At 45.6% G+C, this 14,174-nt stretch carries 10 protein-coding genes; 8 read left to right on the top strand and 2 right to left on the bottom strand.

The genetic code is table 11. The annotated features are described in order from the left end of the window. Nucleotides 1-17: 17 nt before the first annotated feature. A complete protein-coding gene (locus tag FKX85_RS18450; protein WP_141616136.1) occupies nucleotides 18-1,280 on the bottom strand; it encodes a hypothetical protein in 1,263 nt (420 codons plus the stop codon). Nucleotides 1,281-1,591: 311 nt separating this feature from the next. Here FKX85_RS18450 and FKX85_RS18445 point away from each other — a divergent pair, with 311 nt between their 5' ends. Continuing rightward, a complete protein-coding gene (locus FKX85_RS18445) occupies nucleotides 1,592-4,072 on the top strand; it encodes a T9SS C-terminal target domain-containing protein (RefSeq protein ID WP_229239678.1) in 2,481 nt (826 codons plus the stop codon). Nucleotides 4,073-4,201: 129 nt separating this feature from the next. Here FKX85_RS18445 and FKX85_RS18440 read toward each other — a convergent pair whose 3' ends face one another. After that, the gene (locus FKX85_RS18440; protein WP_141616135.1) at nucleotides 4,202-4,591 is read right to left on the bottom strand and encodes a hypothetical protein; all 390 of its coding nucleotides are present in this window, start codon (nucleotides 4,589-4,591) and stop codon (nucleotides 4,202-4,204) included. A 776-nt stretch (nucleotides 4,592-5,367) separates the two neighbouring features. On the opposite strand from FKX85_RS18440, the gene FKX85_RS18435 reads away from it, so the two are divergent. The 7 genes from FKX85_RS18435 to FKX85_RS18405 all read left to right on the top strand — a co-directional run bounded on the left by FKX85_RS18435 (nucleotide 5,368) and on the right by FKX85_RS18405 (nucleotide 14,173). Next, nucleotides 5,368-6,360, top strand: a complete 993-nt coding sequence (locus FKX85_RS18435; RefSeq protein WP_141616134.1) for a 2-hydroxyacid dehydrogenase — start codon at nucleotides 5,368-5,370, stop codon at nucleotides 6,358-6,360. Between the two features lie 265 nt (nucleotides 6,361-6,625). Next, a complete protein-coding gene (locus FKX85_RS18430; protein WP_141616133.1) occupies nucleotides 6,626-7,072 on the top strand; it encodes a hypothetical protein in 447 nt (148 codons plus the stop codon). A gap of 147 nt (nucleotides 7,073-7,219) precedes the next feature. Further along, entirely contained in the window at nucleotides 7,220-7,465 is a 246-nt protein-coding gene (locus FKX85_RS18425) for a YtxH domain-containing protein (protein WP_141616132.1), read from the top strand. Between the two features lie 195 nt (nucleotides 7,466-7,660). Then, nucleotides 7,661-9,256: a sulfatase gene (locus FKX85_RS18420; RefSeq protein ID WP_141616131.1), complete on the top strand. Its 1,596-nt coding sequence runs from the start codon at nucleotides 7,661-7,663 to the stop codon at nucleotides 9,254-9,256. A gap of 123 nt (nucleotides 9,257-9,379) precedes the next feature. Further along, a complete protein-coding gene (locus tag FKX85_RS18415) occupies nucleotides 9,380-10,891 on the top strand; it encodes a sulfatase-like hydrolase/transferase (protein WP_141616130.1) in 1,512 nt (503 codons plus the stop codon). 82 nt (nucleotides 10,892-10,973) lie between these two features. Continuing rightward, nucleotides 10,974-12,116, top strand: coding sequence for a family 20 glycosylhydrolase (locus FKX85_RS18410; RefSeq protein ID WP_229239677.1), 1,143 nt, complete (start codon nucleotides 10,974-10,976; stop codon nucleotides 12,114-12,116). Nucleotides 12,117-12,709: 593 nt separating this feature from the next. After that, entirely contained in the window at nucleotides 12,710-14,173 is a 1,464-nt protein-coding gene (locus FKX85_RS18405; protein ID WP_141616129.1) for an alpha-L-fucosidase, read from the top strand. The last annotated feature ends 1 nt before the right edge of the window (nucleotide 14,174 follow it).

Genomic DNA, 14,174 nt, shown 5'->3' with positions numbered 1-14,174 from the left:
AAAGCACTAAAAGTGGCCTAGTGATCAAATTTTAGTTTCTGTAAATTTTGCCAAGGGATATAGCTAAACTGGCCATTCATCGACCTGACCATGATGCCCCAGTTGTTTTGGTCCACGTCACTCCGTTCTCCAAGGATGATTTTTTCATTATCCACCAGGATCACCGCTGTATGGGTGTCACTTACCGGATACACTTCCTTGATCAGAGAAAAAGGGATTTGCCTTAAACCGCCACCTTGCGCCCAGCCATCCAAGGTTTCTATGCTCCAATGTTCATCCAGATCGTAGTAAATGGATCCTGTGATTTCCTGTCCACTTTTTAGCTTTACAGTGCCATGGAGTGCGCTGGGAGATGTAAAATCATCATAGCTAAACGCCGATCCGGCCGGATAGGGTGTGAAATGGGCCGTTTTAAAATCACCCCATTTTAGGGCTATCTGCCCCCAATGGGGATTACGTATTTGTATACCGGTATTTTTGTTGGTGACATTGGTGAATTCGTGGAGGTAAATTTCCTTGTTGGATTGTAGCTGGATAAGGGAACCTTTGTTTTTGGGGCGAATGGATTTTACCTCGTAAAAGTGATAGCGTGCCCTGCGGTCATCGATGGTGGTACCGTCCAGGTATTGGTCATCGAGGTGTTCGTCCATGTCCCACTTGATCAAGCCTTCATAGGCATAGCCTGTCCTGGTGGTTACATGCCCATAAAGAGGGCTGCTTTCAAAATTTGGCAGCTTTGCGGGTGTCTTCTGAAATCGAACACGTTCGATGTTTCTCCACGAAAGCGTCCTCTTTTTCCCGTTTTCGAGCTGAACGGTGATGGATTCGCCCAGTTGATGATCATATTCCTGGTCGCCATCCAAAAATACCCGAATGTTCTCATGGTTTTTCAGTACGATGGTAGCATCGGCATCCCCTGTAACCATAATTTCCAGAAGATTCCCAAATTGACTTCGGAATGTGAGTTTACGAGAAGGATACTGGTTTTTCCAAAGGGCCATAAATCCCCAGTCTGTTTTTTTTTCGCCTGCACTAAGGTGTGCGATATCGTCTTGGCTGAGGTGGTCGAGGATAGTGTTATCTTTTTTTTCAGCTACCAGGAGGTCCACCCAAAGGCTTTGGCCGGCACTCCAAGTGATTTTCCCTGTTAGTCTCGATTCATCACGGAGTTCGACTTCGCCATAAATAAATGCCTCCTGCTGCGCCGTTAGTGGGGCACTAAGGATTAATGATGTGATTAATAGTAAAATGGACCGAATATAGATCAAGCGGATGTACATATTGGATTTACGAATGTATGAAATAAGGAAAAAATACCGCTACTGACAATTCGGAATCTTCTAACAGGGATAGGGGCTTGCTGAATCGGGATGTCAAAAGGCTGAAGTGAAGCGGTGGCGGTGCGGGATTTAAGATGATCATTCGGCCGCTTTATTTCCCGGTTCAGCGGATAAATATCCTTTTTGGTAGTAATACACTCATTTAAAGCAAAAATTGATAGTACTTTCATGTTATCCAAAAAAGCTAGTGGACGCCAATTATTGCCTGAATCAGGATGCGTCCAATACTAAAAATAACCAATAGCATAATTATGAAGCTAACGATTACATCTTTACAAAAATACGTTTATAAATTGGCTTGCTTGGCCTTTTTAGGGCTTACGGCTACCCTAGGCTATGCACAATCGCCAACATTAAAAGTTGATTTTGATTTTGCAGGACGGAAGCTAGGAGAGGTAAATGAGCCAGGCTACACCTCTTGGGTTGTGGAAGAAGGAAATAAAGCGGAAGCTACCTTTTCCAATATACAGTTTACCGTCAAAGGGGATGTGCTACATTCCAGTTGGTACAAGGCAGGTATCCAGGCCCCGTTTTACGCTCGTTTGAGCAATGATGGTGTGGTGGCGAATGAGGAAATAACCTTGACCATTGATGGACTTCCGGCTGGCAAGCATTCCCTGATGAATTTTTACAATACGTTTGATAATCCAGAAAACCATACGTTTTCCTCTATTGATATTTATGTCAATGATGAATTGCAGATTGATGACTTGATGCCCAGTAATAGGGCAGAAAGCAGTGCCGCTACTGCTACAGGATATTTGACATTTGAGGTAGCAGCAGGTGAAGCAGTGACCATCAGGATGGTGAACGATCCCAAGGGCCAAGCTAATGCAGCGGCCTTGGTCTGGAATGGATTTGAACTCAACAGGCCCAATATAAAGAGACAGGCGAAAAACCCCATGCCCGAAGATGGTGATGAGCACGTGGAAGCGGGCAATGGCGTAGTGCTGATGTGGGAACCTGCCGAAGAAGATGTACAGCACCAATTGTACTTCGGTACATCTAAAACAGCAGTGGAGAGCGCTACTCCCCAAGATGTAGCTTATCAAGGAGCGCTCAGTACTAACCAATATCAGGTCAAGGATCTTTACAGCATGGATACCTATTACTGGAGGGTGGACGAAGTGGACCAAAATGGGGAAGTAACCAAAGGAAATGTGTGGTACTTCCGGCCAGCGCAATTAGCTTTCCGAGGAGCAGAGGGATATGGTCGCTATGCCCGAGGGGGAAGAGGTGGCAAAGTAGTCACCGTGACCAATCTAAACGACAGCGGTCCAGGAAGTCTAAGGGAAGCCGTGACCAATGATATAGGGCCGAGAACCATTGTTTTTGCCGTGGGAGGGACCATTGAACTGGAATCCAGACTGGTTTCTAACCAGCCCTATGTGACCATCGCGGGACAAACGGCCCCTGGAAAAGGTATCATGATCGAAAGGGCCCCATTGGGCATTACAGGTAATGATGGAGTGGCCCGTTTCCTTCGGGTAGGGATTGGTGCAGGACGTACTTTTGACGGAATGGGACTCACGGGAGCCAATTACAGCATTATTGATCATTGTTCCATCCGGTGGACCATTGATGAATCCTTCAGCTCTAGGGGAGCGCATCATATTACTTTACAGAAAACCTTGATCGCCGAAGCCCTCAATATAGCTGATCATGGCAAATATGAACAAGGAAAAATGCACGGATATGCCGCAACGATCGGTGGTGATATCGGAAGCTTCCACCATAATTTACTGGCCCACAACTACGGCAGAAACTGGAGTATGGGCAGTGGACTGGATGGCAATGCCTACTACAAAGGTAAACTGGACATCAGAAACAACGTGGTCTACAATTGGGGCAGCAGAACGACAGATGGTGGATCCCATGAGGTGAATTTTGTCAATAATTATTACAAGCCAGGACCGGGCACCAAACATTTTATCGCCTTGACCATCGATCACGAGGGAGTGGGGCTGGGCACGCAGCGGGGCTATTTCTCCGGCAATGTCATGCCAGGCTATTTTGACGAAGATAATCAGGAAGAGGGGAGAAGGGAACGCTACCATAATGGAGACTATAAAAAGTACGAGGGTTTTGTAGATGAGCCGTTTTTCCCATCATACATCACCACACAGCCTGCCAGAGAAGCATATAAAATAGTATTATCAGATGTCGGTGCCAACCAGCCAGTGCTGGATGATCATGACCAAAGGATCATCCGAGAAACCTTGGACAGCACTTATACTTACAAAGGCAGCCTGAGTGGCATTCCGGGGATGCCGGATACCGAGCAGGATGTGGGAGGCTGGGAAGTATATCCCGAGGTACATCGTCCAGCAAAATGGGATACTGATCAGGACGGCTTGCCCGATTGGTGGGAGAAAGCCAGGGGATTGAACCCTGACAGTGAAAATGGTGACTTTTCGGATGCCAATCAGGATAAAGATCGCAATGGATTTACGCAGTTAGATGATTATTTGGACTGGATGTCCAGGCCGCATTATTTTCTTGGGAAAGGTGATGCGCTAAACCTTGACCTCAAAGTTTTGTTCAGGGGATTTGAGGAGGGGCTTCGCTTTTCACTGGAAGGCCGATCCAAGGACAGACCTTTCTCCATACAGGATGATCACTTGAAATTCACGGCTGCCGAGACTGGACTGGCCGCCGTAAAAGTCAACGTCGAAGATAAGGAAGGCCACACCATGACCAGGTGGGTAAACGTCTTCGTTAAAGATAATTAATTCGTTATTTGGGTTTTTGTTAATTGATGGCAGTTCTTTTCCTGTGGGCAAGGATTGCATGAAAAGAAGGTTGGAGTAGTTTTGCTTCAGCCTTCTTTCGTTTTAGGAATCACGTTCCCATTTTGCACATCAATTGATGTACATGGTAGCTTTGGTGCCTTGTCCCTTAAGTAACTTGTTGATCGCGGAGTGCAATGATCGGAAAGTAAAAGGTTTGTTTACAATGGCTGTTTTTAGGGTACAGGCACATTGATTCTTATCACGAGCTGAATGTAGACCGGAAGAAAGCACTACCAGAGGACAGTGGAAGTGGTTACACAATTTGCTTATTCTTCCCATTAATTCTTGGTCATTTCTGCCTTCTTCTCCAATAATAAACAGGGAGGGATTAAGCGCGGGAATGTCCGGACTTTCTGGGATTACTTTAAGGGCGACAGTGGTAAAATTACCATATTTAAGGATTTCACAAATATTGTCGGCCAGATCAAGGTCCTTTTCAAATATTACAATTTCAGCCATAAAATAAATTGGAGAGGTTCTTAGGTACATAAACAATTTAAATGCCGCTTTATTTTTGTGTTAAGCTGATCGGGAGTTGGATGTTCCCGTTTTTGGCGTATGTTGATGTTCGTTTCCTTTCCATGTTGATAATAATTAGGGGTTATTTATTTTTGGGTATTTTTACCTGGTTTTCAGTTGTGAATGAACAAATAAAATTGAATTTTTTAAAGTAAAAGGCAATTATTTAAATCACCTTCTTGAATAATTTAAGTGTTTCGTTTGTTTTAGTTCGCTGTTTAAACCCAATATTAAGCCACTTGTTTTTACTACGGCAGTGGGGGCTTGGTTAATGGATACCAGTACTAGCGGAAGGCTAAGTGAAATACTGTATGTAAAGAAAAAATACCATAATATGTCCTCGAGGTGGAGTAGAGGTCAAATGTCTAGCCTTCGACTCTATTTGGCTAGACAGGTTCGCTCAGGCTGATATGATAGTTTAAAATGATTTTGACCGCGTTTACCTGAATTTTGGAGCTTGATGTTTTTGAAGTAAACTTAAAATTGGCTATTTTTCATAAGTAATTTTTACAGGTTCGGGAGGTGTGCAGAGTATTGTAAATAGTCCTGAAATCACTAATACTACTTTGTCAGGTTCAGGTTAATTACGGGGATTCCCTCACCATGGTGAGATGACAAAACGATTGTTCTCCCGAGGTAGGAGGAATCGTATAAATCCAACCGCTTAATTTGACAAGGTAGGACTAGAAAATACAAACCTTTTAATTCCGTTGACGATGAAGATCACCGCATTTAGTGCCCATAAATTTGAGCATAGTTATTTACAGGAAGCCCTTTCAGGACATGTGCTTAAGCTGTTGGAGATGCGGCTGACCATGGATACTGTAGGCCTGGCCGCAGGGAGTGATGCAGTGGCTGTTTTTGTGACCGATAATTGCTCTAGGCCAGTATTGGAAAAAATGAAGGAGATGGGGGTGAGGTTTTTGGCATTGCGCTCTGCTGGATTTAACCATGTGGATCTTTCGGTGGCCGAGAAACTGGGTATAAAAGTAGCCAGGGTGCCTGAGTATTCTCCAGCGGCCATCGCCGAGCATACCGTCGCCCTTATGTTGGCATTGAACCGTAAACTGGTCAAGGCACATAACAGGGTCAGGGATTTGAATTTTTCCCTGGATGGCTTAGTGGGATTTGACATGGAGGGGAAGACCATTGGGATCGCCGGTACGGGGAAAATAGGCGGCAAAGTGGCCAAGACACTCAGTGGCTTTGGATGCAGTCTACTGGCCTATGACCCATATATCAATGAGGGGTTAAAAGAAGAAGTGGCGATAACGTATGTGGATTTTAAAACCCTCTGTAACAAATCAGATATCATTACCCTTCACCTTCCACTGTCTCCAGAGTCTAAATACATGATCAATGTCTCCAGTATCGATCACATGAAAAAGGGAGTGATGCTCATCAACACCAGCAGGGGTGCCCTGGTAAACACCAAAGAAGTCATCGAAGCTTTAAAAACCGGTCAAATAGGTAGTTTCGGAATGGATGTATATGAAGAGGAGGAAGACCTTTTCTTCGAAGACCATTCGGAAGATATCCTACAAGACGATGTCATTGCCCGCTTGCTCACGTTCCAGAATGTCCTGATCACGAGCCACCAAGCTTTTTTGACAAAGGAAGCACTGGCAAAAATAGCCAATATCACCGCCTATAACCTTAACTGCTGGACCAATAACGAGCCCAGCCCCAATGAACTTAAGGGCGGATAAGGCTCTCGGAATACTCTTGATCACATGAATATTAAGGGTGATTGCGTTTATTTTTAAAGTTTTTGTTGCCAATAGGTATTCATTTGGTTAAATTATATCCTATCAGAAACGATGTGACGCCATTCGGTGCCATCGTGGGCAAAAGGGAGGTTTTGGTGGGGAGACCTCTTCAAAATTCAATCAATATGGGCGACCTTAAATGAAGGCTGCCAAAGTGAATAAGGATTTAAAAGGCTGATTTTAGTTTACTTCTACCGAAAATGTTATGGAAGCCGGTTTTGGAGCCAAAGACGGAGTGCTGGTAAACCACCAGAATCGTGACATGAGCACTGAGCTTTATGCACTTGGTGAACATTGGAGGTCTGATTTGGCCTTTTACAGAGATGAAATTCGTTTTCTGAAAGAATTAATGGAGGGTTATTTTCATCATTTTTTGGAAGAGCTCGATTTTAATCTTTCAAGAAGAATAGAAAATCGATTAGCGATACTGGATCGAAGAAGGGAGGAGGTAGATGATAAGGTCAGCCGTCAACTCCACGACATCAGTCAGCAGTGTTATGCAGGTGACCCCATGACAAGGGAAATCTTCAGGCGCCAAGAGGAATTGGAAGAATTGGTGGCCCTGTTTGCAAAGGATTTTAGAAAATTGAAAAAGCAGATTTTCACCATAACAGAAGAAGGACTATGCTATCTTAAAAAAGAAAATGATTAAGATTTTCAGGGGTTATGATGAATTCTAGCATGGTTGTTGATTGATAATGTTTGTGCGTATCCATTTGGTATATAGGTTTTTAACCATGGTGCGTAATTTTGTAAAATTAAATTAAAACTAGTTTAAATCACTAAAAATTGTAAAATTATGGGTGAAGGAAAAGTATTATTGGGTGTAGTAGCCGGACTAGCAGCCGGAGTTGCATTGGGAATTATGTTTGCTCCTGATGAAGGAGGCAAAACAAGAAAGAAAGTCCAAAAACAAGGTGAGGATTTGGCGCATACCCTAAACGGAAGATTAGACAAGAAATTTGATGAGCTTAAAGGTTCTATTTCTGAATTAAGCAAGAAGGTAAAGGCACAAAAAGATGCCGTACTTCCTAAAGAGTCTTAATTTATTAACGACATACTAATTACTGAAGGTTAACATTCAGATCGAAGTCCCCGATTTACTAATCGGGGACTTTTTTGATTATCTAATCTTGCGCATTTTTTTGCGATCTCTTTAAAAACTTATGTTTTCATGTGTTTCGAAAGTGTAAAGTTTGTATGTTGTTGGTGTGTATAGGAAGTAGATAATTTGGGTGTTATGATTGATTTTGTTTTTAAGGGGAAGTCACTCTTGTTTATAGTGTGCCTTTCTTTTTTGTGGGGTGTTACAAAGGCCCCTGCACATGGGCAAGTAAATGAAAAGCCCAATGTCCTATTGGTTTTGGTGGATGATCTGGGATACCATGACCTGGGAATCACGGGAAGTGAATTTTATGAAACTCCCCATATCGATCGGTTAGGGAAGCAGTCATTTCGTTTTGTGCAGGGATACGCTTCATCGCGTGTCTGTAGCCCTTCCCGGGCTGGATTGATGACAGGGGTAACACCTGCAGTTCATGGCATTACCGATTGGATAGGTGCACCGGAAGGAGAGGCTTGGAGGAATTACGGTAGGCATACACAGCTGCTGCCTCCTGTATATAACCATTCATTACCCGCGCATCTATTGACCCTTCCAGAAGCCATGAAGGCCAATGGGTATGAGACGTTTTTTGCCGGGAAGTGGCATTTAGGCGGGGCAGGTTCCTATCCTGAAGACCATGGTTTTGATACCAATGTCGGCGGTTATGAAGGGGGAAGCCCTAAGGGCGGTTACTTTGCACCCTATGATAATCCCAAGCTCAGCCAAGGCCCCAATGGTGAAAATCTCAGCATTCGCCTAGCAAAAGAAACGGCTACGTTTATAGAGCAGGAACATCAAAAGCCTTTTTTTGCCATGCTTTCTTTCTATGCTGTGCATGGACCGATACAGACGACAGCCGAAAAGTGGGCCAAATATCGCAAGAAGGCCGAGGCATCGGGTATTGCCGATCATGGTTATGCCATGGAGCGGAGGCTGCCCATTAGACAGGAACAGGATAATCCCGTTTATGGAGGTTTAGTGGAAACGATGGACGAGGCAGTGGGCATCGTGATGGAGGCATTGGAAGCACAGGGGCTAGATGATAATACCATTGTGATTTTCACGTCTGATCATGGCGGCGTGGCCTCAGGCGATAACTTTTCCACTTCCAATTTACCCCTCAGAGGGGGGAAAGGCTACCAATGGGAAGGTGGACTTCGCGTGCCCTTCTTTATTAAAGTACCTGGCACTTCGGGAGGAAATATCAAAACCCCTGCCAGTAACATCGACTTTTTACCTACTCTGATGGAATTGACAGGAGGGGGACAGTCGGGTATGAAAGCGGTGGAAGGATTAAGCCTGGTTCCTGCAATGGAAGGGAAGAAGATGAAATCGCGCGATTTCTATTGGCATTATCCACATTACGGAAACCAGGGAGGCGATCCCAGTGCTATTATCCGAAGTGGAGATTGGAAGTTGATTTATTATTGGGAAAACAAGCAGTCCGAACTGTACAATTTATCTACAGACCCTTATGAGCAGCAGAATGTGGCTGCATCAAAGGGGAAAATGGTGAAAAAACTTACCCAAAAGCTGTTGGCTTACCTGGAGAGCCATCAGGCCAATTATCCCTATCCTGATCCCGGTTATGACGCCAGTAAGGAAGCAGAAGTGCTGACGCAGGCCAGGACAGCGCGATTAAAAAGGCTGGAAGAAGAGCGGGATAACATGCTTATGCCAGGATGGCAGCCCAATGCCGATTGGTGGGGGAGTAAGGTGACCAGGGATTGAATATTGAGTAAGTAGAAATAAAAGCCGCAGACAGAACCTTATTGCTGCTCCTAGGTGATCGTACCAATAAAGAATAGGGGTGGAAAGCAAATAAAACAAATAGCACTCAAAGAAAATAACAAGATGAAAAACCTACTTTCCTTATTGATTGGGTTGGTATTGTTTTCCTGTCAGTCAGCTGAAAAAGAGGAACCCAAAAAACCGAATATACTTTTTCTATTTGCCGATGATTTGACCTATGAGGCCATCCATGCACTGGGCAATGAAACGATCGAGACACCAAATTTGGATAGGCTGGCAGGTCAGGGAACCTCCTTTACCCATGCCTATAACATGGGCGGATGGAATGGAGCTATCTGTGTGGCTTCCAGGGCCATGATGATTTCAGGAAGGAGTATTTGGAATGCACAGGACATCTCCACTGAGTGGAACCAAGGGGATTCCACGGCAATATATCAAAGCTGGGGAAAGCTGATGGAAAATGCTGGATACCAAACGTACATGACGGGAAAGTGGCATGTGCAGGCGCCTGCTGAGGTGGTGTTCCAAACGGCCAAAAACATCCGACCGGGAATGCCCAGGGACTTTTGGACAAAGGTGAAAAATAAAAAGCCCCTTTTTGAGGCGATGGAGCAGGGAAAAGATATCCGGGATATGCGCCCAAAAGGCTATTTCAGACCACTTGACAAAAATGATACGCTCTGGGATCCTACAGACAGGTCAAATGGAGGTTTTTGGGAAGGCGGCAAACACTGGAGCGAGATCATCAGAGATGATGCCAAAGACTTTTTGGATGCCTCCAAGGGTGTTGATAAGCCGTTTTTTATGTATTTGGCATTCAATGCCACCCATGATCCGAGACAGTCACCACAAGAATATTTGGACAAATATCCCTTGGAGGACATGAAGGTGCCCGACAACTTTCTACTTGAATACCCCTTTAAGGATGCCATTGGTAACTCGGTCGGTCTTCGGGATGAGGCCTTGGCGCCATTTCCACGGACACCATTGGCGGTAAAGACGCATTTGAAAGAATATTACGCCATCATTAGCCATATGGATGCACAGATTGGTGAAATCCTGGATGCGTTGGAAGCTTCTGGGGAATTGGAAAATACCTATATCTTTTTTACCGGTGATCATGGCTTGTCAGTGGGGCATCATGGATTATTGGGTAAGCAGAGTATGTTTGACCACAGTATACGCGTGCCACTTATGATGGCAGGTCCAGGTGTACCAAAGGACAAACGGGTGGATGCGGACGTTTATCTACAGGATATCATGGCCACGGCACTGAAGCTGGCCGAGATCAAAAAACCATCCTACGTAGACTTTAACAGCCTTTTGGGATTGGCAAAAGGTGAGCATGCTGGCTATTATCAGGAGGGGATCTATGGTGCTTATGTGGATTATCAGCGGATGATCCGAAAAGGCGGCTACAAGCTGCTGGTGTATCCTAAGATTAGCAAAGTGCTGTTGTTTGACATGAAGAATGATCCGCAGGAAATGCATGATCTGGCGAATGCACCTGAACAACAGGAACGGGTGAAAAGCCTCTTTGAGGATTTGATGCAATTGCAGCAGCAGATGGGAGATCCGCTGGACCTAAGCAGTATTTTCGAAGAACGATTTTGAGTGAACGGCTATGGTCAGATGAGGATCAAACGATCCCATTGATGATCAGGTTACTGATGTCAGTTTTATAAAACGAATTAAAATGAAAACGATGAAGCATTTGATTGGATTCTGGAGTTTACTGATCCTGGGGCTGGGCAGCATATTGCCTGTACAGGCCCAGAAGACAGCTCCTGATGTTTTGCCCGTAAGGGCTTTTGCGATAGCTGCACCTGCTCCGGACGAAGTGGAACAGTTCGTGACATTTATCGATGAAGAGCTTGGGCCTAGAAATATCAATGTATTGATCCTTCGGGTGGATTATGGGTATGAATACCAAAGCCATCCGGAACTCAGGAATGGGGAAATATTGACCAAAGTTCAGGCAAAACAAATGGTGGCTATCTGCAAAAAGCACAACATCCGTATCATTCCCCAGATCAACCTGCTGGGGCACCAATCATGGCACAGCAACCTGGGCAAGCTTCTGGAAGTTTATCCGGAGTTCGACGAAACCCCTCACATCGAATTGCCAGAGAAATACGAATGGCCCAATCAGGACGGTCTCTATTGCAAAAGCTATTGTCCATTGCACCCAGAGGTACATCAGGTGGTCTTTGATCTGGTGGATGAGATCTGTGCGGTCTTCGAGGCAGACGCTTTCCATGCGGGGATGGACGAGGTGTTTTATATCGGGGATGACCAGTGTCCGCGATGTGGCGGCAGGGATAAGGCCAAGCTCTTTGCTGATGAAGTATGGAGAATCCGCAATCACTTGGCTAAAAACGATCGTACGCTTTGGATCTGGGGAGACCGCTTGCTGGATGGCAAGACCACTGGCCTGGGCATGTGGGAAGCCAGCATGAACAATACCCATCGCGCCATCGACATGATTCCCAAGGATGTGGTCATCGGAGACTGGCATTATGAAAGACCCGACCAGACGGCAGTTTACTTCGCCATGAAAGGTTTCCGTGTGCTGACCTGTAACTGGCGGAAACCTGAGGTGTCCGAGAAGCAAGTGGAGGACATGTATCGATTCAGGGCATCGGCCACTAAGGAAATGAAACCCAACTTTTATGGAATGATGCAGACAGTTTGGTCAGGAGCAGGAAGTTTTATGGAAGGGTTTTATGAAAACAAACCCGACAGGGAAGGCGGCAACGAAACCGCTTGGCATACCTTCCGGGCGATGTTTGACAAGGTGAATGAACTGGAAGGGCAAAACACACTTTCTAATCCCTAAAAGGGAATGAGAGGCCTCAATCAACTGACGAGACGGCACACGGATCACAGTCGACGGCCCATCGATAGGGCAACGTCATCGCGAGAAGAGAGGACGATTCGATCTCATGTTTAGCATACGGGATCGCTTCACTAGGTTTGCGATAACGTATTGCATGTAGTAGGTTGTCCCATCCGTTATTACGAAAATGACTAACGGTAATTTTACCCGTAGTGGTACCATTCCAAAATGTGATTTGGAAAGTTAAGGAAGTCCCTTGGTGAGACCGGTTTAAGAAAAATGAGCAGGCCGTTAAGAAAATGAATTAGCTCGCGTCGTGGAACAGCGAGATCCATTCATTTTCAGGCCGGAGCAGTTTTCTTAGATTAAATTGGGTAACGTATTGTCCTCACAGGAAAACTTGTCCTTCCCAATTTAAAGGGCTCACCACCGGACTGGATTTTTGGTCCTTTTCCATTGATAAAAAGGACGGAAACACAATTTATTCAATTATGCTTGGCTACGTGTATGATTGCGGAGACTGATAATTACGAAAATGCTTTTCCGGGAAGACTAATAATTAAATTAAAAACAAACACCCTAAATCTAAGAAAATGAAAAAAACATTGATCCTCTTTTGCCTGATGGTGGCGATAGGTTCGCTTCAGGCGCAGGAATACGAAGCCAACTGGGAGTCACTTGACCAGCGTCCGGTACCCACGTGGTTTGAGGATGCCAAATTCGGGATTTTCATCCATTGGGGACCATATTCGGTGCCCGCATGGTCACCAAAAGGCACGTATACCGAATGGTACCAGTATTGGCTTCAGAGTAAAAAGCTGTTTGGCAATGGGGATTTTGAGGGAGATGAGGTGTACCAATACCATGTCAACACTTATGGGAAGGATTTTCCTTATTACAATTTCGGGGAAATGTTTACCGCAGACCTTTTTGATCCAGAGGAGTGGGCGGCGCTTTTCGAAAAAGCAGGAGCCAAGTACATTGTCCTGACCTCCAAACATCATGACGGTTTCACTCTTTGGCCCAATGAGCAGGCCAATGACCGTGGGTTTGCCTGGAACAGCATGGAAGTGGGAGCAATGCGTGACCTGGTAGGGGAGCTGACCGCTGCTGTCAGGAAAACTCCCGTGAAGATGGGGGTGTATTATTCCCTGTATGAATGGTACCATCCATGGTGGCAAAATGATAAAGCGCGATTTGTCGACGAACATTATTTGCCCCAGATCAAGGACCTTGTCCAACGCTACCAGCCAGACATCCTATGGACAGATGGCGAGTGGGAAATGGAGGGTGAGCAATGGAGAAGCGAGGAATTCCTGGCCTGGCTATACAATGAATCCGCTGCCAAAGACCATATCCTCGTCAATGACCGCTGGGGCAAGGGCCTGCGCCAAAAGCACGGTGGCTACTACACCACCGAATATGAGGCCGGGAAGACCTTTGACAAGCCTTGGGAAGAATGCCGCGGCATGGGTTTTTCTTTTGGCTATAACCAAAATGAGGATGCACAGGACTATAACAGCACCCAAGCGCTGATCCTGATGCTCGTGGATATCGTGAGCAATGGCGGCAACCTCTTGCTGGACATCGGCCCGGATGCAAGGGGGAGTATCCCACCGATCATGCAGCAACGATTATTGGAAATCGGGGAATGGCTGCAGGTAAACGGCGAGGCGATTTACGGCACCAGAAAGTGGACACAAGCTGCCCAGTGGTCGGAAGGAGACCGAAAGATCAACCACGAAAAGGGCTACCTTGGAGGTGACTATATCCTCAAGCAAACGGTAGATCCCACTCCTGGCAAGGCCGTGAAAGAGCTTTTCTTCACCCAAAAGGAAGGTGATGTGTATGCCATCAGTCCCATTTATCCTGCCGATCAGCTTTTGATCAAAGGGATCCACGCTTCAGCGTCTACCGAGGTGACCTTGCTGGGATATGATGCCCCGCTTGATTTTGAGCAGCAAGGGAATGACCTCTTGGTGAAAGTGCCCCGCCTGGCCTCCAACGAAATGCCCTGCGCCCACGCCTGGAGTTTTCGAATGACCGATGTGGAGTGAG

Source organism: Echinicola soli, assembly GCF_006575665.1.
GTDB lineage: Bacteria > Bacteroidota > Bacteroidia > Cytophagales > Cyclobacteriaceae > Echinicola > Echinicola soli.
Note: the sequence above shows the minus strand (reverse complement) of the source record. Positions and strands in the feature narration are given on the sequence as shown.

What these genes read in the sequence shown, in the direction of transcription:
- FKX85_RS18450 (WP_141616136.1), bottom strand. Translation starts at nt 1,280, where the DNA reads ATGTACATCCGCTTGATCTATATTCGGTCCATTTTACTATTAATCACA.
- FKX85_RS18445 (WP_229239678.1), top strand. Translation starts at nt 1,592, where the DNA reads ATGAAGCTAACGATTACATCTTTACAAAAATACGTTTATAAATTGGCT.
- FKX85_RS18440 (WP_141616135.1), bottom strand. Translation starts at nt 4,591, where the DNA reads ATGGCTGAAATTGTAATATTTGAAAAGGACCTTGATCTGGCCGACAAT.
- FKX85_RS18435 (WP_141616134.1), top strand. Translation starts at nt 5,368, where the DNA reads ATGAAGATCACCGCATTTAGTGCCCATAAATTTGAGCATAGTTATTTA.
- FKX85_RS18430 (WP_141616133.1), top strand. Translation starts at nt 6,626, where the DNA reads ATGGAAGCCGGTTTTGGAGCCAAAGACGGAGTGCTGGTAAACCACCAG.
- FKX85_RS18425 (WP_141616132.1), top strand. Translation starts at nt 7,220, where the DNA reads ATGGGTGAAGGAAAAGTATTATTGGGTGTAGTAGCCGGACTAGCAGCC.
- FKX85_RS18420 (WP_141616131.1), top strand. Translation starts at nt 7,661, where the DNA reads ATGATTGATTTTGTTTTTAAGGGGAAGTCACTCTTGTTTATAGTGTGC.
- FKX85_RS18415 (WP_141616130.1), top strand. Translation starts at nt 9,380, where the DNA reads ATGAAAAACCTACTTTCCTTATTGATTGGGTTGGTATTGTTTTCCTGT.
- FKX85_RS18410 (WP_229239677.1), top strand. Translation starts at nt 10,974, where the DNA reads ATGAAAACGATGAAGCATTTGATTGGATTCTGGAGTTTACTGATCCTG.
- FKX85_RS18405 (WP_141616129.1), top strand. Translation starts at nt 12,710, where the DNA reads ATGAAAAAAACATTGATCCTCTTTTGCCTGATGGTGGCGATAGGTTCG.